The sequence below is a fragment of the Serratia sp. (in: enterobacteria) genome, from assembly GCF_051654945.1.
Classification (GTDB): domain Bacteria; phylum Pseudomonadota; class Gammaproteobacteria; order Enterobacterales; family Enterobacteriaceae; genus Chania.
Window position 1 is genome coordinate 380,039 of sequence record NZ_JBOFZA010000081.1, and the last position, 20,083, is coordinate 400,121.

General features: G+C 55.2%; 18 protein-coding genes. 15 read left to right on the forward strand and 3 right to left on the reverse strand.

Going from position 1 to position 20,083, the window contains the following annotated elements; genetic code table 11:
• Window positions 1-35 precede the first annotated feature (35 nt).
• Together pyk and ACRDCA_RS18210 are read right to left on the reverse strand one after the other, a co-directional pair.
• Window positions 36-1,478 carry a pyruvate kinase gene (gene pyk, locus ACRDCA_RS18205; protein WP_021181157.1) on the reverse strand — a complete coding sequence of 481 codons (1,443 nt, stop codon included), beginning with the start codon at window positions 1,476-1,478 and terminating at the stop codon, window positions 36-38.
• 190 nt (window positions 1,479-1,668) lie between these two features.
• Window positions 1,669-2,535: a MurR/RpiR family transcriptional regulator gene (locus tag ACRDCA_RS18210; RefSeq protein WP_438691007.1), complete on the reverse strand. Its 867-nt coding sequence runs from the start codon at window positions 2,533-2,535 to the stop codon at window positions 1,669-1,671.
• Between the two features lie 392 nt (window positions 2,536-2,927).
• Here ACRDCA_RS18210 and zwf point away from each other — a divergent pair, with 392 nt between their 5' ends.
• The 11 genes from zwf to mdtI all read left to right on the forward strand — a co-directional run bounded on the left by zwf (window position 2,928) and on the right by mdtI (window position 14,099).
• On the forward strand, window positions 2,928-4,403 hold the full coding sequence (gene zwf, locus ACRDCA_RS18215) for a glucose-6-phosphate dehydrogenase (RefSeq protein WP_025121063.1): 1,476 nt from the start codon (window positions 2,928-2,930) through the stop codon (window positions 4,401-4,403).
• A gap of 263 nt (window positions 4,404-4,666) precedes the next feature.
• On the forward strand, window positions 4,667-5,308 hold the full coding sequence (locus ACRDCA_RS18220; protein WP_438690796.1) for a bifunctional 4-hydroxy-2-oxoglutarate aldolase/2-dehydro-3-deoxy-phosphogluconate aldolase: 642 nt from the start codon (window positions 4,667-4,669) through the stop codon (window positions 5,306-5,308).
• A gap of 192 nt (window positions 5,309-5,500) precedes the next feature.
• Window positions 5,501-8,311: a transcriptional regulator DagR gene (gene dagR / locus ACRDCA_RS18225; RefSeq protein WP_438690797.1), complete on the forward strand. Its 2,811-nt coding sequence runs from the start codon at window positions 5,501-5,503 to the stop codon at window positions 8,309-8,311.
• A 135-nt stretch (window positions 8,312-8,446) separates the two neighbouring features.
• A complete protein-coding gene (locus ACRDCA_RS18230; protein WP_029987612.1) occupies window positions 8,447-8,869 on the forward strand; it encodes a PTS sugar transporter subunit IIA in 423 nt (140 codons plus the stop codon).
• Window positions 8,870-8,871: 2 nt separating this feature from the next.
• Entirely contained in the window at window positions 8,872-9,357 is a 486-nt protein-coding gene (locus tag ACRDCA_RS18235) for a PTS system mannose/fructose/N-acetylgalactosamine-transporter subunit IIB (protein WP_438690798.1), read from the forward strand.
• Window positions 9,358-9,388: 31 nt separating this feature from the next.
• Window positions 9,389-10,135, forward strand: a complete 747-nt coding sequence (locus ACRDCA_RS18240) for a PTS mannose/fructose/sorbose/N-acetylgalactosamine transporter subunit IIC (protein WP_021806649.1) — start codon at window positions 9,389-9,391, stop codon at window positions 10,133-10,135.
• A complete protein-coding gene (locus ACRDCA_RS18245) occupies window positions 10,135-10,995 on the forward strand; it encodes a PTS system mannose/fructose/sorbose family transporter subunit IID (protein ID WP_438691008.1) in 861 nt (286 codons plus the stop codon). The genes ACRDCA_RS18240 and ACRDCA_RS18245 overlap by 1 nt, the downstream gene beginning before the upstream one ends.
• Before the next feature lie 7 nt (window positions 10,996-11,002).
• Window positions 11,003-12,130 carry a D-glucosaminate-6-phosphate ammonia lyase gene (gene dgaE, locus ACRDCA_RS18250; RefSeq protein WP_438690799.1) on the forward strand — a complete coding sequence of 376 codons (1,128 nt, stop codon included), beginning with the start codon at window positions 11,003-11,005 and terminating at the stop codon, window positions 12,128-12,130.
• Complete coding sequence (gene dagF, locus ACRDCA_RS18255) at window positions 12,117-12,863, forward strand: 2-dehydro-3-deoxy-phosphogluconate aldolase (RefSeq protein ID WP_438690800.1); 747 nt, start codon at window positions 12,117-12,119, stop codon at window positions 12,861-12,863. Before dgaE ends, dagF begins: the two co-directional genes overlap by 14 nt.
• A gap of 551 nt (window positions 12,864-13,414) precedes the next feature.
• A complete protein-coding gene (gene mdtJ, locus ACRDCA_RS18260) occupies window positions 13,415-13,783 on the forward strand; it encodes a multidrug/spermidine efflux SMR transporter subunit MdtJ (RefSeq protein ID WP_025121054.1) in 369 nt (122 codons plus the stop codon).
• Window positions 13,770-14,099: a multidrug/spermidine efflux SMR transporter subunit MdtI gene (gene mdtI / locus ACRDCA_RS18265; protein ID WP_438690801.1), complete on the forward strand. Its 330-nt coding sequence runs from the start codon at window positions 13,770-13,772 to the stop codon at window positions 14,097-14,099. The genes mdtJ and mdtI overlap by 14 nt, the downstream gene beginning before the upstream one ends.
• 152 nt (window positions 14,100-14,251) lie before the next feature.
• Here mdtI and ACRDCA_RS18270 read toward each other — a convergent pair whose 3' ends face one another.
• On the reverse strand, window positions 14,252-14,596 hold the full coding sequence (locus tag ACRDCA_RS18270; protein ID WP_438690802.1) for a RidA family protein: 345 nt from the start codon (window positions 14,594-14,596) through the stop codon (window positions 14,252-14,254).
• A 133-nt stretch (window positions 14,597-14,729) separates the two neighbouring features.
• Here ACRDCA_RS18270 and ACRDCA_RS18275 point away from each other — a divergent pair, with 133 nt between their 5' ends.
• The 4 genes from ACRDCA_RS18275 (at window position 14,730) to fadD (ending at window position 20,006) form a co-directional block, all read left to right on the forward strand.
• Entirely contained in the window at window positions 14,730-16,631 is a 1,902-nt protein-coding gene (locus ACRDCA_RS18275; RefSeq protein ID WP_438690803.1) for an ATP-dependent DNA helicase, read from the forward strand.
• Between the two features lie 72 nt (window positions 16,632-16,703).
• Window positions 16,704-17,405, forward strand: a complete 702-nt coding sequence (gene tsaB / locus ACRDCA_RS18280) for a tRNA (adenosine(37)-N6)-threonylcarbamoyltransferase complex dimerization subunit type 1 TsaB (protein ID WP_438690804.1) — start codon at window positions 16,704-16,706, stop codon at window positions 17,403-17,405.
• A 107-nt stretch (window positions 17,406-17,512) separates the two neighbouring features.
• A complete protein-coding gene (locus ACRDCA_RS18285; protein ID WP_438691009.1) occupies window positions 17,513-18,103 on the forward strand; it encodes a Slp family lipoprotein in 591 nt (196 codons plus the stop codon).
• Window positions 18,104-18,317: 214 nt separating this feature from the next.
• Window positions 18,318-20,006: a long-chain-fatty-acid--CoA ligase FadD gene (fadD, locus tag ACRDCA_RS18290; RefSeq protein ID WP_438690805.1), complete on the forward strand. Its 1,689-nt coding sequence runs from the start codon at window positions 18,318-18,320 to the stop codon at window positions 20,004-20,006.
• Window positions 20,007-20,083 lie beyond the last annotated feature (77 nt).

A 20,083-nucleotide genomic window follows, 5' to 3' on the forward strand; every position in this document is an offset into this window, starting at 1 on the left:
GTAAACCGACCGGCTTTAACCGTTTTGCGCGCTAATCAGTCTACGCGCAGGATACGGCTGGTATTGGTGGTGCCCACGGTGCTCATCACGTCACCTTGGGTAACCAGCACCAAATCGCCAGACACCAGATAGCCTTTATCACGCAGGCGGGCAATGGCATCGTTAGCGGCGGCTACGCCATCGCTGTGGCTGCCAAAGTAGACTGGAGTGACACCACGATACAGCGCAGTCAGGTTCAGCGTGTGTTCATGGCGCGACATGGCGAAGATCGGCAAACCGGAGCTGATACGCGACATCATCAGCGCGGTGCGGCCAGATTCGGTCATGGCGATGATGGCGGTAACCCCTTTAAGGTGGTTAGCGGCATACATGGTCGACATGGCGATGGCTTCTTCGATATTGTCGAACTGCACGTCCAGACGATGCTTGGAGACGTTGATGCTGGGGATCTTCTCTGCGCCCAGGCAGACACGCGCCATGGCGGCTACCGTTTCGGCAGGATACTGGCCGGCAGCAGTTTCAGCAGACAGCATGACCGCATCGGTACCATCCAGCACGGCGTTTGCCACGTCCATCACTTCGGCACGGGTTGGCATCGGGTTGGTGATCATCGACTCCATCATCTGCGTGGCGGTAATCACCGCACGGTTCAGAGTACGGGCGCGACGGATCAGTTTCTTCTGGATCCCAACCAGTTCCGGGTCACCGATCTCGACGCCCAGATCGCCACGGGCCACCATGACCACGTCGGATGCCAGGATGATGTCATCCATCGCTTCGTCACTGCAGACGGCTTCGGCACGTTCTACTTTTGACACGATTTTAGCGTTACAGCCTGCATCACGCGCCAGGCGACGAGCATAGTTCAGGTCTTCGCCGGTGCGAGGGAAGGAGACGGCCAGGTAATCGACGCCAATTTTGGCGGCGATCAGGATATCGGCCTTGTCTTTCTCGGTCAGGGCTTCGGCAGACAGGCCGCCGCCCAGTTTATTGATGCCCTTATTGTTCGACAGCGGGCCACCCACGGTGACTTCGGTGAACACTTTCATGCCCTGAACTTCCAGCACTTTCAGCTGTACGCGGCCATCATCCAGCAGCAGCACATCGCCAGGAACCACGTCCGCAGGCAGGCCTTTATAGTCGATACCGACTTTTTCTTTATCGCCTTCGCCCTTGGTCAGGTTGGCATCCAGCAGGAATTTATCGCCGATGTTAAGGAAAATCTTGCCTTCCTTAAAGGTGGATACGCGGATTTTTGGCCCTTGAAGATCGCCCAGGATAGCGACATGACGCCCCAGCTTGGCCGCAATCTCACGCACTTTGTCTGCCCGTGCCTGATGGTCTTCTGCATTGCCGTGGGAAAAGTTAAGCCGAACTACGTTCGCACCGGCAGCAATAATCTTTTCCAGATTATTGTCGCGGTCGGTAGCCGGACCCAAGGTGGTAACGATTTTGGTTCTTCTGAGCCGTCTGGTCATGTATTACTCCGTTGACTTGTGACGCAAGTATTGGTGTTGCTGAACGTCAGATAACGAAACCTTCGATCGCGGCCGGCGGTTTTAGCCGGCCAAAAATTCATCTGGGTTATCTGTATGAACGAGCTATCAGGGTACAACTATAAATCCGCGGGTCAACTTGTGATCTGCCCGGCGGTTTTTAAATCCGTTTTCAGTCGAAACTATTGGGGACGATCCCTTTATCAAAGCGTGATTCCTTCAGCGCTTCCTTGACCCGCTTCAAGTTATCTCTGAATTTTGCCCCTCGGCGCAAGGTAAATCCGGTGGCCAGCACGTCAATGAGGGTTAACTGTGCAATTCGCGACACCATCGGCATGTAAACATCGGTATCTTCCGGCACGTCTAACAGCAGGGGGAGAGTTGCAACCTGTGCCAGTGGGGTATCCTTGGAGGTGATGGCAATGACCGTGGCGTCATTCTCTCGAGCCAGGTGTGCCATCTCGACCAGATTCTTGGTTCGCCCGGTATGGGAGATCAGTACCACGACATCACCCTCGGTGGAGTTCATGCAACTCATGCGCTGCATGACGATATCGTCAAAATAGACCACCGGAATATTGAAGCGGAAGAATTTGTTCATGGCGTCGTGCGCCACGGCGGCGGAGGCTCCGAGGCCGAAGAACGAGATTTTTTTTGCCTGGGTAAGCAGATCAACCGCACGATTGATGGCGGCGATGTCGAGATTTGCCTTTACTGTATCCAGGTTGGCCATCACCGACTCGAAAATCTTGCTGGTGTAGGCGGCCACGGTGTCGTCTTCTTCGACATTGCGGTTTACATAGGGCGTACCGTTGGCCAGGCTCTGTGCCAGATGCAGCTTGAAGTCCGGGAATCCTTTGGTTTCAAGGCGGCGGCAAAAACGGTTGACGGTAGGCTCACTGACATCGGCCAATTTGGCGAGCCGGGCGATGCTGGAGTGAATAGCGGTTTGCGGGGAGGCCAGGATCACCTCGGCGACTTTCCTTTCCGATTTGCTCAGGAGCTCCAGATGGCTCTGGATTTTTTCCAGCGTATTCATATAACGGGAGTCACTCATGGTTTCACCCTGCAGGACAACCGCCGTCGCGGCCGATCCATCGGGTATGACGATTTCAATCAAAGGAGAAATCAATCCGGTTTAGTGAAAATATACTACGTGCTGGTAACCGTTGGCAGTGTCGACGAGGGATAAGCTGGCTTTTTTCACCAGAACATGACCTGTGTCTAACTTTCATAATGGTAAAAGAGCGTCAAAAAAGACAGAAAATTACAGTTTTGCCCGTTGCCAGCAGCGTTGACGCTGCTTAAGGGATAACGTCGTAATTTCTGAGGTTTTGTTTCTGCTTTTGATCTGGGTTTACTGGCTGTAGCGAAAGAGAGTACATTAGTAATGTAAGAAAATTACAAATATCCTGCATCGAGGAGATGAACATGGCGGTAACCTCTACAGCCCAGGCCTGTGACCTGGTTATTTTCGGCGCAAAAGGCGATCTGGCGCGTCGTAAACTGCTGCCTTCCCTGTACCAGTTAGAGAAAGCCGGTCACATCCACCCGGATACCCGTATCATCGGGGTAGGCCGTGCCGAGTGGGATAAAGAAGCTTATACCAAGGTGGTCAAGGAAGCCCTGGGCACCTTTATGAAAGAAGAGCTGGACGATGAGCTCTGGGCCACGCTGAGCGCGCGCCTGGATTTTTGCAATCTGGACGTCAACGACAGCAAGCATTTCGTCGAACTGGGCAAGATGCTGGACCAGAAACATCGTACCACCATCAACTATTTCGCCATGCCGCCAAGCACCTTTGGCGCCATCTGCAAGGGTCTGGGCGAGGCCAAGCTGAATAAAGATCCGGCGCGCGTGGTGATGGAAAAACCGCTCGGTACCGATCTGGCATCCTCACGGGTGATCAACGATCAGGTAGCCGAGTATTTTAACGAATGCCAGGTTTACCGCATTGACCACTATCTGGGTAAAGAGACGGTGCTGAACCTGTTGGCGCTGCGCTTTGCCAACTCACTGTTTGCTTCCAACTGGGATAACCGCACCATCGATCACGTGCAGATCACCGTAGCGGAAGAGGTGGGGATTGAAGGGCGCTGGGGTTACTTCGATCAGGCCGGGCAGATGCGCGACATGATCCAGAACCACCTGTTGCAGATCCTGACCATGATTGCCATGTCACCCCCTGCGGATCTGACCACCGACCGTATTCGTGACGAGAAAGTCAAAGTGCTGCGCTCGCTGCGCCGTATCGATCAGACCAATGTCCGGGAAACCACCGTGCGCGGCCAGTACACCGCAGGTTTCGTGCAGGGTAAGAAAGTGCCGGGCTACCTGGAAGAGGAAGGGGCCAACAAGAGCAGCAACACCGAGACGTTTGTTTCCATTCGCGTCGATATCGACAACTGGCAGTGGGCCGGGGTGCCGTTCTATCTGCGTACCGGTAAGCGTCTGCCGACCAAATGTTCAGAAGTGGTGGTGTACTTCAAAAACCCACCGCTGAACCTGTTCCGTGATTCTTATCAGCAGTTGCCGCAGAACAAACTGACCATCCGTCTGCAGCCGGACGAAGGGATCGAGATCCAGGTACTGAACAAGGTGCCGGGGTTGGATCACAAACATCGTCTGCAAACCACCAAGCTGGATCTGAGTTTCTCGGAAACCTTCAATCAGGAGCACGTGGCCGACGCCTATGAGCGCCTGCTGCTGGAAACCATGCGCGGCATCCAGGCGCTGTTCGTGCGCCGCGACGAAGTGGAGGAAGCCTGGAAATGGGTTGACTCCATCATGGATGCCTGGAAAGCGGACAACGAAGCGCCTAAGCCTTACCAGTCTGGCACTTGGGGGCCGGTGGCTTCCGTCGCGATGATCACGCGTGATGGCCGTTCCTGGAACGAGTTCGAGTAAGTCGTTTTAACTTACCCCTCACCCTAACCCTCTCCCAACGGGAGAGGGAACCGATTGAGGTCGCTGTTGCCTTGGCTTTCTTCTCGAAGCAGCAAGGGCTTATCGCGAGCACTGTCTAGCTCCCTCTCCTTGGGGAGAGGGTGGGGGTGAGGGGAATTTCTCAACAGATAACAGATTCGCGGTGCGATCGGAATCCGCAAGTACGCGGAGCCCTGTGGCAGGGGCGTGCCATACACCAACCGAAAGTAATGGAGATAATGACGATGAAAAACTGGAAAACCAGTGCAGAACAGATCCTGACGGCAGGCCCCGTAGTTCCGGTGATTGTGATTAACAAACTGGAACACGCCGTGCCGCTGGCTAAAGCACTGGTTGCTGGTGGGGTGCGCGTGCTGGAAGTGACGCTGCGTACCGCCTGCGCAATGGACGCCATTCGTGCGATCGCCAAAGAAGTGCCTGATGCCATCATCGGTGCAGGTACGGTGATTAATCCACAACAGTTGCAAGAAGTGACCGAGGCTGGCGCGCAGTTTGCCATCAGCCCTGGCCTGACCGCCGATCTGCTGAAAGCGGCCACCGCAGGCAGCATTCCGTTGATCCCGGGTATCAGCACCGTTTCCGAGCTGATGTTGGGGATGGACTATGGTTTGCGCGAGTTTAAATTCTTCCCTGCGGAAGCCAACGGTGGCGTCAAGGCATTGCAAGCCATTGCCGGGCCGTTCTCACAGGTGCGCTTCTGCCCAACCGGGGGTATTACGCCAAACAACTACCGTGACTATCTGGCGCTGAAAAGCGTGCTGTGCATTGGTGGTTCCTGGTTGGTCCCTGCGGATGCGCTGGAAAGCGGTGACTATGCCCGTATCACCGAATTGGCGCGCCAAGCCGTCAAGGGTGCTACCGCTTAACTCTGCTTTCACTCCTGCTGATGCCAACCCTCTGGGGTTGGCATTTTTTTTGCCTGCAAATTCCACAACATCCCATTTTGCGGTGGTTGCCAACCCTGACCCTGTATTAGGATGGTTTTAGGTCAGATTGGCTGCCAGCTTGCCACTCACCTGGTTTTTCTTATTTATAACTAATAATAACAACAGGTTAAAATGAAACGTAAAGATGCGGTTCGCCAGGAACTGGAACGCCTTACCCTGACATTTACCCGGGAGACGCTAGAACAGAGTGAAGGCGGTTTCGCCGCGGAGACCATCGCTTTCAACCTGGGATTGGCGCGTAACTCCGTCAGCAAAGATCTCAACGAGCTGCACGGCGAGCGGTTGGTGATCAAGATTAAATCCCGTCCGGTGCTGTTCCTGCACCGAGCGGTATGCGAGCAGTTGATTGAGCAATCGTTACCAGACGAAAGGCTGGAAGCCAAGGATTTGCAGGAACTGTTACCTGCTAAAGCGTTGCCGCAACCACAGAGTGATGATCCTTTTCATACGGTGATTGGCTATGATCGTAGCCTACGATTGCCGGTAGAGAAGGGGAAAGCGGCGGTGCTCTACCCGGGTGGACTGCATGTACTGCTCACCGGGCCTTCCGGGGTGGGTAAAACCTTCTTCGCTGAAGTCATGCACCAGTTTGCCGTGGTGCAGCAGCCTCAACGCCAGATCCCGCTGGTGTATTTCAACTGTGCCGAGTATGCCCATAACCCGGAGCTGCTCTCGTCCCATCTGTTTGGCCACAAGCAGGGCGCATTTACCGGCGCGATTGAAAGCAAACGTGGGCTGATCGAACAGGCGGACGGGGGCTTTCTGCTGCTCGATGAAGTTCACCGCTTGCCTTATGAAGGGCAGGAGAAGCTGTTTTCGATCCTTGATAAAGGCGAGTATCGCCCATTGGGTTCCAGCGATAAGGCCCGGCCCATCAGCGTGCGGCTGATTTGCGCCACCACCGAAAGCCCAGACTCAACGTTGTTACGCACCTTCCTGCGGCGTATTCAGGTGTCGATTGCCATACCGGCGCTACGGGAGCGTTCGCTGGAGGAACAGGTGGAAATCATTACCGGCTTCCTCCAGCAAGAGAGCCGCAAGATTGCGCGCACCATCCGGCTGGATAAGGGACTACTGCTTTACCTGTTGGAGAAACCGCTGAGTGGCAACATCGGCCAACTCAAAAGCGATATCCAGTTTCTCTGTGCGCAGGCCTGGGCCAGCGGTATGGGGCACAGTAGCCCAAGATTGCTGCTGGATAAGCGGCTGATGGATGTGCCGCACTCAGCCAGTGCAGGCAGCCGTCTGCTGGTGGATGCGCTATTTGGCCAGCAAGAGTATCTGGATATTACCTCGCAGCCGATGGAGCAGCTCAAGCAACATCTGAGCGCCTTAAGTAACGAGCAGGACAGCGATCTGTTCTACACCTATCTGACGCGCGAATACGTCAATCTGCGCAACAGTAACGTGCCACCGCAGGAAACCCTGTCGATCCTGAAGAACAAGCTGCGGACTATTTTTGAGTACGGGCTTTACAGTCGCAGCGGCGCGGAGAGTGAGGAGCGTTATTATGGCGGCCAGGTAGAGCAGCGTATTACCTTGTTGATTGGCTGCATTGAACAGGTCTTGGGCTTTCTGCTGCCGCAGAATATGGCGGGCCATCTGCGTAAACACCTGCTGGCACTGCTTTCCTATGTGCAGAAAGGGCTGATCCCCAATCTGTACTCCTCCAGCCTGATCCTCGATTACTGCAAGGATGAGTACGACAATGCCAACCAACTGTGCCGCAAGATCAACGAAATCTTCCACATCCAGTGCCCGTCGACGGAAATCGTTTATCTGTGCCTGTTCCTGAAAGAGTGCCGTAGTTTCCGCCAGCGCAAAGCGGTTAATCCTGATTGTGGTGCCATGCTGATCGGCCACGGGGCTACCACTGCCAGCAGTATGGCGCACTATGTCAATCGGGTGCTGGAATGTGAGCTGTTCACCGCCATCGATATGCCGTTTGAGCAGTCGGTGCATGACACATTGGAATTGCTGATCGCGACACTGCGGGAAAAACGCTATCAGCGCCTGATCCTGATCGTCGATATCGGCTCACTGGTGCATTTTGCCAGCACCGTCAGCAAACTGTTCCACATTGATGTGCTGCTGATCCAGAACATCACTATGGGAGCGCTGCTGGAGATTGGCCTGGATCTGACTTACGAAACCAGCGATTTCGCCCCTTTGATGGAGCTGATGGCGAGCAAAGGGATTGCTCATCAGCTTTACGACCAGCGTGAGGATGAGACCGGCAAGGTGTTGGCAATCTCCTGTATCACCGGCATGGGCACGGCGGTGAAGATCAAAAAGGTGCTGGAGGAGAGCTTCGGTGAACTGATGGCGGAAGATACCCGCATGGTGCTGGTGGATTACAACGAAGTCCGTAGCCTGGAGCGCTTACGTCAGGCCATCGGGGGTAACGAGCGCCTGGTGGGGATCGTCGGTACTTTCCAGCCCGGTTTGCCGGATATTCCGTTTATCGCCCTGGAAGAGCTGTTCTCCGAACAGGGACCGGAACTGGTGCTCAGCCTGCTGAACCCTGATCTGGGCAGCGCCGAACGCCAGTTGCAGGTCGAGCGTTGTTCGATGCGCTTTATCAGTGCGCTGACGTTGGAAAGCATCATCAACCACATTTCCGTGCTCAATCCTCAGCGTATCCTGCAAGAGATCGAGGCGGTGTTACACCAGATTTGCCGCACGCTGGATCTGCAGCCCTCAAGGCAAGTGACACTTCGCTTCCTGATCCACTGCTGCTGCATGGTGGAGCGTATCGTTTTAAGCCACAAACCGTTACAGATTGCCCTGGACGCCCAGCAGGATATCGACCAACAGGCGTTTTCTGTCATCAAAGACGCGTTTTCACCGATTGAACGTGCCTATTCCATCCGCCTGTCTGATGCGGAATATTTTTATATCTACGAGCTCCTTTACCGCTAAACCCTGCCATAGCGGGCCTTGAGGGCCCGCTCTCTCCTGAACTCCCTCCGGCGTGCCACAAAGTTGGCACAGGCATTGCTATATCTCTATTGAAGAGAAAATTTCCAATGACTTTCAATAGATTGCCAGGAGGCCATTTTGGCGGCATTACCTCAAATTTTACTACTGACCCACGGCGGCTGGGGCCAGCAACTGCGTGAAAGCGTGCGCATGGTGATTGGCGAAACCAGCGGGGTGTTTGATATCGCGTTGATGCCGGTCGATACGCTGTCTGAGTTCCACGAGCGGGTGGAACAACAGGTGAAAACCATGCCGGAAGGGTCGTTGATCCTCACCGATTTTATCGGCGGCACCACCTCCAACGTGGCGGCGAGACTGAGCCGTGACTACGCCATCGGCGTGATTTCCGGTCTCAATGCCACCTTGTTGCTGGCCGCTATCGATTTACGCGAACAGGGCAATCTTCTCGGCCATCTCGATGAGTTGGTTGAATTGGGGCGCAACAGCTGCCTCGACGTCGTTAAACAAATCAAATCAATAACATCAGGGGAAAATTAATCATGGCTAAAATCGTGTTATGTCGCATTGACAGCCGTTTGATCCACGGCCAAGTGGTCACCAAGTGGGTAGGGCAATCGCAGGCCAATCGTATCGCAGTCGTCAGCGATGAGCTGGAAGCCGATCCGTTTATGAAAAGCATCTACCTGATGGCAGCGCCGCCGAATGTGAAAGTGGATTGCTATGGCAACCAGAGCTTTGCGGCCGCGTGGCAGGAGAACCAACTGGGTGAGGGTAACGTCCTGGTGCTGTTCCCAAATCTGGCTACGGTGCAGCAGGCGGTGGTTGACGGATTTGACGTCAAGAATATCCAGGTAGGTGGGTTAGGTGGTGGGCCGAACCGTAAAGCGGTGTTCCAGAACATCACGCTGGATGAGGCCGACGTGGCGATCCTGCGCGATCTGCAACAACGCGGTGTGACGGTGTTCTTCCAGACCATCCCGGAAGACAAGCCGCAGGCGCTGGCAGATATTTTGAAGAAGTTCTGATTTTCGGCATCTGATCGATGAGGAGCAAAACATGGATAACTTGACCGTTGCCATCTGTATGGGGCTGTATTACTGGTTTGCCCGTCTGCGTTTGGGTTACACCCTCTCCGGCATGTTGGTTCAACCGATTGCCATTGCAGTATTCGTCGGCTTCCTGTTGGGGGATATGAAAACGGCGATGATTATCGGTGCCGGCATGCAGTTGGTGTATCTGGGCGTCACGTCTACGCCGGGCGGCAACGTCCCTTCAGATCCAGCGCTGGCGGCCTGTATCGCACTGCCTATCGCGGTGAAAGCGGGGATGGATCCCAACCTGGCGATTGCACTGGCGATCCCGTTTGGGGTGATCGGCGTATTTGTCGACCAATTACGCCGCACCGTGAACGCTGTCTGGGTGCACATGGCAGATAAACACGCGGAAGAAGCCAACATCAGCGGGATCATGCGCTGCGCCTTCCTTTACCCGGCGCTGCTTGGCCTGGTGATCCGCTTCCCGGTGGTGTTCGCTGCCAACTATTTCGGCCAGGGCGTGGTCGAGAAATTCCTGGCGCTGATGCCACATTGGCTGACCCACTCGTTTGAAATCATGGGTGGGATTTTACCTGCGCTGGGCTTCGCCATCACCATCATGGTGATCGGCAAGAAAAGCCTGCTGCCTTACTTCATTGCCGGATTCTTTGCGGTGCTGTACCTCAAGGTCGACATCATGGCGATGGCCATCTTCGGTACCTGCGCGGCATTCCTGGTTAAAAACATGGCTAAAGGCGAGGGAGCTTAATCATGAGCAGCGACATCATGCAACACGAACTGGTGGAAAGAGCGCGGCAAACCAACGTGCTGACCAAGCGGGACATCACCAAAGCCTGGTTTATTTACTGGCTGGGGGCCGAGGTTTCCAACTCTTACGAGCGTTTACAGAGCCTGATCTTCTGCGCCTCAATGACGCCGATTATCAAAAAACTCTATCCCCAGAAGGAAGAACAGGTTGAGGCGCTGAAACGTCACCTGAACTTCTTCAACAGCGAACAGACCTTTGGCGCGGTGATCCAGGGCGTTGCCATCGCCATGGAAGAGCAGAAAACCCGCGGCGAGCCGATTTCCGATTCATCCATCACCGGTATTAAAACCGGTCTGATGGGGCCGCTGGCCGGCATCGGTGACTCGGTGGTCTGGGCGGCGATCATGCCGCTGCTGATCGCCATTTTCATTCCTTTCGCGGCCAATGGCAGCGCCATGGGCGGCATTATGCCGGTGGTGTTGTATACCGCCATCACTATGGCAATCAGCTATGGCTTGGCCCACAAAGGCTACACGCTGGGGAGGGAATCGATCATCGGCCTGCTGCAAGGGGGCAAGATAAAAGAACTGATCTACGGGGCCAACGTGCTCGGGCTGATCATGATGGGGGCGCTGTCTGCCAGCTACGTCAAGATCACCTCGCCGCTGAAAATCAGTGCGCTGAAAGGCTCCGAGGTGGTGGTTCAGCAAATCCTGGACTCTATCGCCCCTGGTTTGTTACCCCTGGCTGCCGTGTTCTCAATCTACTTCTACCTGGTCAAAAAAGGGCCGCGTTATACCACCATTCTGCTTTCGGTGGTGGTGTTGAGCGTGGTGTGTTCCCTGTTGGGCATTCTGTAACGGAGCAATGATGAATATTTATCAACGGCTCGGACTGAAACGGGTGATCAATGCCAGCGGCAAGATGACCATCCTTGGCGTTTCTTCGGTGCCGCATGAGGTGATGGCGGCCACGGCCGAGGCGGCGTCAGCCTTCGTCGAGATTGATGCGTTAGTGGATCGCGTTGGCGAACTTATCTCACAGCATACCGGTGCCCAGGACAGCTATGTGACTTCCTGTGCCTCTGCTGGGGTGGCTATCGCGGTTGCGGCGGCTATCACCCAAGGAGAGCCTGAGCGGGTGGCGCAGATGCCGTGTAGTGAAGGCCTGGCAAATGAGATCGTCATGCTGCGTGGCCACAATATTGACTATGGTGCACCGATCACCACCGCCATCCGCCTGGGGGGAGGTAAGGTGGTTGAGGTTGGGCAAAGCAATCTGGCAGCTCGCTGGCAATTGGCAAAGGCCATCACGGTGAAGACGGCGGCGTTGTTTTACGTCAAGTCGCATCACTGTGTGCAAAAAGGCATGGTTACGCTGAGCGACTTTGTCGCCGTGGCTCGGGATGCCGGGTTGCCGCTGATTGTGGATGCGGCCGCAGAGGAGGATTTACGGGCCTACGTGGCGGCCGGGGCCAATATGGTGGTGTACAGCGGGGCCAAAGCGCTGGACGCCCCCACCTCCGGTTTTGTCACCGGAGACCAGAAATGGATCGCCTGCTGCAAGGCACAGCATAACGGCATTGCGCGGGCGATGAAGATCGGAAAAGAGAACATGGTGGGCTTGGTGATGGCGTTGGACCATTATCAACAACATCAACCTGACTGGAGCCGCCAATTACCGGCATTACGTGAACTGGCACAGCAGATCTCCGCCTTGACCGGTTTACAGGCAGAAATCGAACAGGATGAGGCCGGGCGGGCGATTTATCGGGTGCGGGTGAGCGTGGACGCCTCAAGGTTGGGGCTAACCGCCTATCAGGTGGAAGAACAACTGCGTACCGGCGAGATCGCGATTTATACCCGTCACTATTGGTTGAATCAGGGCATTTTCAGCTTCGACCCACGGGCGCTGCGCGATGATGACTTTGAGCTAATCGTGGCGCGCCTGCAGGAAATTGTGCAACAGGCCGGGGGGCAGCATGCAACAGCTTGATTTTTACCAGGGGCGCGTAGCAATCAACGTGCTGGCAAAAGATATCCCTAATGCGCTACAGGTACACCATGCCGCCGAAGGGTATGCCGCCATCGGGGTGATCTCGGCGCAGTTTAGCAGCGTCGAGCAGGGCGTGACCGAAGTGAAGCGTTGGATGGAGCATATCCCGGCGATTTCGGTGGGTTTGGGGGCCGGTTCGGCGGCGCAGTTTTATAAGGCGGCGATGATTGCTGCGGCCACCGCGCCTGCACACGTCAACCAGACCTTCACCGGCTGTGGTTTTGCCGCTGGGGCCTTGGCGGCGCGGGGCATCAGCAATACCTGCATTAACGCTTTGATCTCGCCGACCGGCACGCCAGGGAAGGTGATTGTTTCCACCGGAGTCCACAGCAGCCAAGGCGAGCCTGCCGTGGTGAGCTGTGACAGCGCGGTGCGGATGATCCTCGATCTGGGCGGTCATGCGGCCAAGTTCTTTCCAATGGGCGGATTGGCCTCGTTGGCAGAACTGCGTGCATTGGCGGAAAGTTGCGTACGTAATGGCATGTCCATGATCGAACCCACCGGCGGGATCGATACGCAAAACTTCCTGCCGATACTGGAAACCTGTCTTGACGCGGGGGTGGAGAAGGTGATGCCACACGTTTACAGTTCCATCATCGAACCACACAGCGGAGAGACCCAAGCCGAAGAGGTCGCATTGCTGCTGGAAGGCATCAAACGGATCTTGCGCTAAGCTGCGTGGCGCCTGAATCTGCCGCACTTTCAGGTTGCCGAAATTCTCACAAGGCTCAGGTGAAAATCCGAGCCTTTTTTAATTTTTAAAAACATTAACGTTCTTATTTATAACCTGTTTTTTTTCACTAAATGTGAAAACGGCGGTTTGCTTTCTGATTTTCGCTATGGTAAAACTATTGCAGCTGAAAATTTTACATTCATGAGGATATTGGGCAAATCGCACGGTGTGCGGCTGAAGATAGAGAATATTATGATGATACTTAACGGAATGCCTCTCAGAACATCTTGTTGCCAACTTTTCCTTTCTGCCATCCTGGCCAGTGAGCATCACTGGTGTAGCGAGCTATAGCGTCTTTCTCCTTTAACCGGGGCTGATGACAGGGCTGACTTCCCGTCGTTTGGCGTAACCGGGCAAACATCTTTACTGCGTTTGGGTAGGTTTATCCCCAGAGATTTCATTGTCTTATGCGCCGCTGTGCGCCTGTTTGACGAGATAAATTGGGATAAATACGCCTTAGCGTGCGTTATTCGCCGTTTGGGAGAAATTTTATGATTTATTGGATCTTTTTAGGTTTTGCTATCACCGCCGAAATTATCGGCACCCTGTCCATGAAATACGCTAGTGTCAGCGGCGGTATGACCGGACACATCGTCATGTACGTCATGATCACCCTGTCCTACATCATGCTGTCATTAGCGGTTAAACGCGTGGCCTTGGGCGTCGCCTACGCCTTATGGGAAGGGATCGGTATCCTGTTTATTACCCTGTTCAGCGTGATGCTGTTTGATGAGCCGATCTCCGCGCTGAAAGTGCTGGGTCTGGCGGCGTTGATTGCCGGGATCCTGTTGGTGAAATCCGGTACCCGCAAGCCACGAAAACAGGTCAGCCCACGAGGTGACAACCATGCAACAGCTTGAGTTGTACCACATTGGGTTTCTGGCCTTGGCCATCGTACTGGAGATTGTGGCCAACATCTTTCTGAAGATGTCGGACGGTTTTAGCAAGGTTTGGCTGGGGCTGCTGTCGCTGCTGTCGGTATTAGGGGCGTTCAGTGCGCTGGCGCAAGCGGTCAAAGGGATCGATCTTTCGGTCGCTTATGCGCTGTGGGGTGGTTTCGGTATTGCCGCTACCATCGCTGCCGGTTGGATCCTGTTCGGTCAACGGCTTAATGCCAAAGGCTGGATGGGGCTGGCCCTGTTACTGGCGGGGATGGTCATTATCAAACTGGCTTAATGCCGCCCCTCACCCTCTCCCACAGGGAGAGGGGACCGATCGAGCTAGCTGAAACCTCCTACATTTTCCGAAGCCGCACAGCCTAACCTACAGACACCGGCCAACTCCCTCTCCTTTTTGGGGAGAGGGCTGGGGTGAGGGGGATTTTTGTTTTACAGCGCCGCGATGATCTTGATTTCAACTTTGAATTTAGGATTCATCAGGCGAGCTTCTACGGTACAGCGTACCGGCGCACTGCCTGCAACGACCCAGGCATCCCAGGCGGCATTCATGGCGGCAAAGTCGTCACCGTTGGCCAGAAAAATGGTGGCGTCCAGAATGCGGCTTTTGTCTGAACCCACACGGGCCAGCAGCACATCGATAGCGGCCAGGGTATTGGCGGTTTGCGCCGTAGCGTCCTCATCCAGATTCTCCGGTACGCTGGTGTAATACACGGTATCGTTGTGGATCACCGCTTCTGACCAGCGCTGTGCCGGATCAATTCGTTCGATATTCATTCATTTATCTCCTAATCATCAACGTCATAAGGGTATCACAGCCGAGAACGGATGTGCGCGTGGATAAAGTCGGTGGTAGCGAGGTGGCAGGCTTGGCATAATCACCGCTGAATGATACCGGCAGAGAGATAGCGTGGCAGACGATTTCGCACCAGAAGGCGCATTGGCGCAGGCAATTAAAGGGTTCAAACCCCGTGAACCGCAAAGATTGATGGCAGAGGCGGTGACCGAAGCCATCAATTTTAAACAGGAACTGGTCGTCGAGGCCGGCACTGGCACCGGGAAAACCTATGCCTATCTGGCACCGGCGCTGCGTTCCAAGCGCAAGGTGATTATTTCTACCGGATCCAAGGCGTTGCAGGATCAGCTCTACGCCCGCGATCTGCCCACCGTGGCCAAGGCATTAAAATATAAAGGCAAGCTGGCGCTGCTGAAAGGGCGTTCCAACTACCTGTGCCTGGAACGCCTGGAGCAGCAATCCATGGCCGGTGGCGAACTGGCCGGTCAGACGCTGATCGATATGGTGCGTCTGCGCACCTGGTCGACCCTGACGGAAGAAGGGGACATCAGCGCCTGTGGCGACGTGGCGGAAGACAGCTTCGTCTGGCCGCTGGTGACCAGCACCAACGATAACTGCCTGGGCAGTGACTGCCCGCTGTATAAAGAGTGCTTCGTGGTCAAGGCCCGCCGCCGTGCGATGGATGCCGACGTGGTGGTGGTGAACCATCATCTGTTTCTGGCGGATATGGTGGTCAAGGAGGGCGGATTTGCCGAACTGATCCCGGAAGCGGAGGTGATGATCTTCGACGAAGCGCATCAGATCCCGGATATCGCCAGCCAATACTTCGGCAAGCAGTTGACCAGCCGGCAACTGATGGATCTGGCCAAAGACATCACCATTGCCTACCGCACCGAGGTGCGTGATAGCGCGCAATTGCAAAAAAGTGCCGACCGCCTCAGCCAGAGTACGCAGGATTTTCGTCTGGCGTTGGGGGAGCCCGGTTTTCGCGGCAATCTGCGTGAAGTGCTTGCCCAACCTAACGTCCAGCGCGCCTTGCTGCTGCTCGATGATGCGTTGGAGTTGTGCTACGACGTGGTCAAGCTCTCCCTTGGCCGTTCGGCGCTGCTCGATGCTGCCTTCGAGCGTGCGACGCAATTCCGTGCGCGTCTTAAGCGGCTCAAAGAGGTCAATGAACCGGGCTTCAGCTATTGGTATGAATGCAACTCTCGCAATTTTGTGTTGGCGCTGACGCCGCTGACGGTCTCAGATCGTTTCCGCGAGATGCTCGATGAAAAGCCGGGCAGCTGGATTTTCACCTCGGCCACGCTGTCGGTGAATGAGCAAATGGGCCACTTTACCGATCGCCTCGGGCTGAATAAGGCCAAAACCTTATTGCTACCCAGCCCGTTTGATTATGCCAATCAGGCGCTGCTGTGCGTTCCGCGTTTTCTACCTTCGCCGAATCAACCTGGAGGTGCACGCCAACTGGCCCGTATGCTGCGGCCGATGATCGAAGCCAACCAGGGGCGCTGTTTCTTCCTTTGCACCTCACATCAGATGATGCGTGAACTGGCCGAAGAGTTCCGCGCGACGTTGACATTACCGGTATTGCTACAAGGGGAAACCAGTAAGGGCCAGCTATTGGCGCAGTTTGTCGAGGCAGGCAATGCGCTATTGGTCGCCACCAGCAGCTTCTGGGAAGGTGTGGATGTGCGCGGTGATGCGCTCTCGTGCGTGATTATCGATAAGCTGCCGTTTACCTCGCCTGACGATCCCTTACTCAAGGCGCGTATTGAAGATTGCCGGTTGCGCGGCGGTGACCCGTTCAACGATGTACAACTTCCTGATGCGGTGATCACCCTCAAACAGGGCGTTGGCCGGTTGATCCGCGATACCGACGATCGCGGCGTGCTGGTCATTTGTGATAACCGCCTGGTAATGCGCCCTTATGGGGAAGTGTTCCTCAACAGCCTGCCGCCAACGCCGCGTACTCGCGATCTGGCCCAGGCGATTGCCTTCCTTAAGGGCGAATAGGCGCGACTTCGGGGGTGTGCTACAATGCGCACCCTGTATGAAACCACTGATATTTCCCGCCTGAGGTTTGGCATGTCCACGCGAATTTTAGCGATCGATACGGCGACGGAAGCCTGTTCCGTTGCCATCTGGAATCAAGGCGAAGTCCACGCCCTGTTTGAACTGTGCCCACGTGAGCACACCCAGCGCATTTTACCGCTGGTACAGCAGGTGCTGGCCGAATCCGGATTATCCCTTTCACAACTCGATGCCCTGGCCTTTGGCCGTGGCCCCGGTAGCTTTACCGGCGTGCGGATCGGCATTGGTATTGCCCAAGGGCTGGCGCTCGGTGCCGAACTGCCGATGCTCGGCATTTCCACGCTGCAAACCATGGCGCAAGGGGCCTGGCGTATGGCCGGTGCACAACGGGTTTTGGCGGCGATCGATGCCCGGATGGGCGAGGTCTATTGGGGCCAGTTTGAACGTCAGCAAGATGGCCAGTGGCTGGAAAGCGCCGGGGAAGCGGTCTTGTCCCCACAACAGGCGCTGGAACGTGCACAGCAGTTGCAGGGCGACTGGGCGCATGTTGGCACCGGTTGGCAAACCTATCCTGATTTGGTTGCCGGCTCCTCGCTTAACGTGACCGACGGGCAAATGCTGCTGCCGCAGGCTGAAGATATGCTGCCTCTGGCACTGCTGGCCTGGCAACAAGGTTTGGCGGTGAGCGTAGAAAACGCTGAGCCAACCTATTTGCGTAATGAAGTTACCTGGAAGAAGCTACCGGGACGCGAATAGTTTCCTATAGTTATTTTAAGGTTGCCGCCTGATTAGAAAACCGGGCCGTCTGCAACTTGCGCTGAGGATCGTTGTCGAAGTTACAGCTAATTCAGGAGATTGCGATGATGTTAACCCGTAGTTTGAATAAAAAGCTGTTAACGCTGGCAATCGCAGGCAGCGTGTTGGCGCTCTCTGGCTGTGTGACCATTCCGGATGCCATTCAAGGCACCAGTCCCACGCCGGTTGGGCAACTGTCGCAGGTGCAAAATGCACCGAAACAGTTTACCGGTGCGGAAGCGCGCTTCGGTGGTACCGTGGTGGGCGTGGCTAACGAACGCGGGCGTACCATTCTGGAGATTGCGGCGGTGCCGCTGGATTCGGGAGCTCGTCCGATCCTGGGGGAACCTTCGCAAGGCCGTTTGCTGGCCTCGGTTAACGGCTTCCTCGATCCGGTCGACTTCAGAGGCCAACTGGTCACCGTGGTCGGGCCGATCACTGGCCTGCGCGATGGCAAGATTGGCATGACACCGTACCGTTTTGTCACTATGGATGCGACCGGCTTCAAGCGTTGGCGCATTGCCCAGCAGATCGTGATGCCACCGCAGCCGATGGGGCCGTGGGGCTGGCGAAATGGCCCGTGGGGCCCAGGTTGGGGCGGGGGCTATGGCTGGTATAATCCAGGTCCGGCGCAGGTACAAACCTTCGTCACGGAGTAAGGCGCGGCGAATAGGCAATGTGAGTAACGTAGGGCGGCTTAATGGCCGCCTTAACTTTTTTTGTTGTGCGGTTACGTCGGCAATTAGTGACGTACATCGCAACCTGAATATTGTTTAAAACCCAAACTGGTACGCTGAGTTAAAATATTGTTAAAGTTTGGCTGCAATTTTGGGGGCTACGATGATAATTAGTAATGATTTCAGGAGTAATAGCTTGGATAAGGTCTGGTTAAAACGTTACCCGGCGGATGTACCGGCAGAAATCGATGCCGATCAATACTCATCCCTGATCGAAATGTTCGAGAATGCGGTCGCCCGTTACGCGGATCAACCCGCCTTTATCAACATGGGTGAGGTGATGACCTTCCGCAAACTGGAAGAGCGCAGCCGAGCGTTTGCCGCCTACCTGCAAAATGAATTAGGGCTGAAGAAGGGCGATCGCGTGGCGCTGATGATGCCCAACCTGTTGCAATACCCGATCGCCCTGTTCGGTATCCTGCGGGCGGGGATGGTGGTGGTTAACGTTAATCCATTGTATACCCCGCGTGAATTGGAGCACCAGTTGAACGACAGCGGTGCCAGCGCAATTGTTATCGTCTCCAACTTTGCTCACACCTTGGAAAAGGTGGTATTCAAAACCCAGGTCAAACACGTCATTCTCACCCGTATGGGCGATCAGCTCTCGGCGGCCAAGGGCACGTTGGTCAACTTCGTGGTGAAGTACATCAAACGGCTGGTACCGAAATACAACCTGCCGGATGCCATCTCGTTTCGCAGCGCATTACAGCGTGGCCGTCGCCTGCAATATGTGAAGCCGGATATTATCAATACCGACCTGGCGTTCCTGCAGTATACCGGCGGCACTACCGGCGTGGCCAAAGGGGCGATGCTGACTCACCGTAACATGCAGGCCAACCTGGTTCAGGCCAAGGCGGCCTACGCTCCGTTGCTGCGTGAGGGGCAAGAGCTGGTAGTTACCGCCTTGCCGCTGTATCACATCTTTGCGCTGACGGTGAACTGCCTGTTGTTTATCGAGTTAGGCGGTCGCAGCCTGCTGATCACCAACCCGCGTGATATTCCAGGTACGGTGAAGGAGTTGGCAAAATACCCGTTCAGCGCCATGACCGGGGTAAATACCCTGTTTAACGCGTTGCTGAACAATGAAGATTTCCAGCAACTGGACTTCTCTACGCTGCGGCTTTCCGTCGGCGGTGGCATGTCGGTGCAAAAATCGGTGGCGGAAAAGTGGGAAAAGCTGACCGGTCAGCATTTGTTGGAAGGCTACGGGCTGACGGAATGCTCTCCGCTGGTCGCTGGCAACCCGCATGATTTGAAGCATTACAGTGGCAGCATTGGCCTGCCGGTACCTTCCACCGATATCCGTCTGGTGGATGATGACGGCAAAGATGTGCCGATCGGTCAGCCAGGTGAACTTTGGGTCAAAGGGCCGCAAGTTATGTTAGGCTATTGGCAACGGCCGGACGCGACGGACGAAGTGTTGCGCGATGGCTGGCTGGCAACCGGGGATGTGGTTACCGTGGATGAGGATGGCTTTATCCGCATCGTTGACCGTAAAAAAGACATGATCCTGGTTTCTGGCTTTAACGTCTACCCGAACGAGATCGAAGAGGTCGTCAGCCAGCACCCGAAAGTGCTGGAATGTGCGGCAATCGGGGTACCTAGCGAAGCCTCGGGTGAAGCAGTGAAAATTTGCGTAGTGAAGAAAGATGGATCACTCACCAAAGAAGAACTGTTAACCCATTGCCGTCGGCACCTGACAGGGTATAAAGTGCCAAAAATTGTTGAGTTCCGTGACGAGTTGCCGAAGTCGAACGTCGGCAAGATCTTACGACGGGAACTGCGTGACGAACAGAAAAAGTCCAAGGCGGCCGATGCTGCCTAAATTTATACCCTATGAATTTCAAGTTGCAGCTAGGCGACAAGCTCATTCATCCCCAGGAGCTTACTTTTAGTAAGTGA

Coding starts and splice junctions, on each gene's coding strand:
- pyk (WP_021181157.1), bottom strand. CDS start 1,478: ATGACCAGACGGCTCAGAAGAACCAAAATCGTTACCACCTTGGGTCCG.
- ACRDCA_RS18210 (WP_438691007.1), bottom strand. CDS start 2,535: ATGAATACGCTGGAAAAAATCCAGAGCCATCTGGAGCTCCTGAGCAAA.
- zwf (WP_025121063.1), top strand. CDS start 2,928: ATGGCGGTAACCTCTACAGCCCAGGCCTGTGACCTGGTTATTTTCGGC.
- ACRDCA_RS18220 (WP_438690796.1), top strand. CDS start 4,667: ATGAAAAACTGGAAAACCAGTGCAGAACAGATCCTGACGGCAGGCCCC.
- dagR (WP_438690797.1), top strand. CDS start 5,501: ATGAAACGTAAAGATGCGGTTCGCCAGGAACTGGAACGCCTTACCCTG.
- ACRDCA_RS18235 (WP_438690798.1), top strand. CDS start 8,872: ATGGCTAAAATCGTGTTATGTCGCATTGACAGCCGTTTGATCCACGGC.
- ACRDCA_RS18240 (WP_021806649.1), top strand. CDS start 9,389: ATGGATAACTTGACCGTTGCCATCTGTATGGGGCTGTATTACTGGTTT.
- dgaE (WP_438690799.1), top strand. CDS start 11,003: ATGATGAATATTTATCAACGGCTCGGACTGAAACGGGTGATCAATGCC.
- dagF (WP_438690800.1), top strand. CDS start 12,117: ATGCAACAGCTTGATTTTTACCAGGGGCGCGTAGCAATCAACGTGCTG.
- mdtJ (WP_025121054.1), top strand. CDS start 13,415: ATGATTTATTGGATCTTTTTAGGTTTTGCTATCACCGCCGAAATTATC.
- mdtI (WP_438690801.1), top strand. CDS start 13,770: ATGCAACAGCTTGAGTTGTACCACATTGGGTTTCTGGCCTTGGCCATC.
- ACRDCA_RS18270 (WP_438690802.1), bottom strand. CDS start 14,596: ATGAATATCGAACGAATTGATCCGGCACAGCGCTGGTCAGAAGCGGTG.
- tsaB (WP_438690804.1), top strand. CDS start 16,704: ATGTCCACGCGAATTTTAGCGATCGATACGGCGACGGAAGCCTGTTCC.
- ACRDCA_RS18285 (WP_438691009.1), top strand. CDS start 17,513: ATGTTAACCCGTAGTTTGAATAAAAAGCTGTTAACGCTGGCAATCGCA.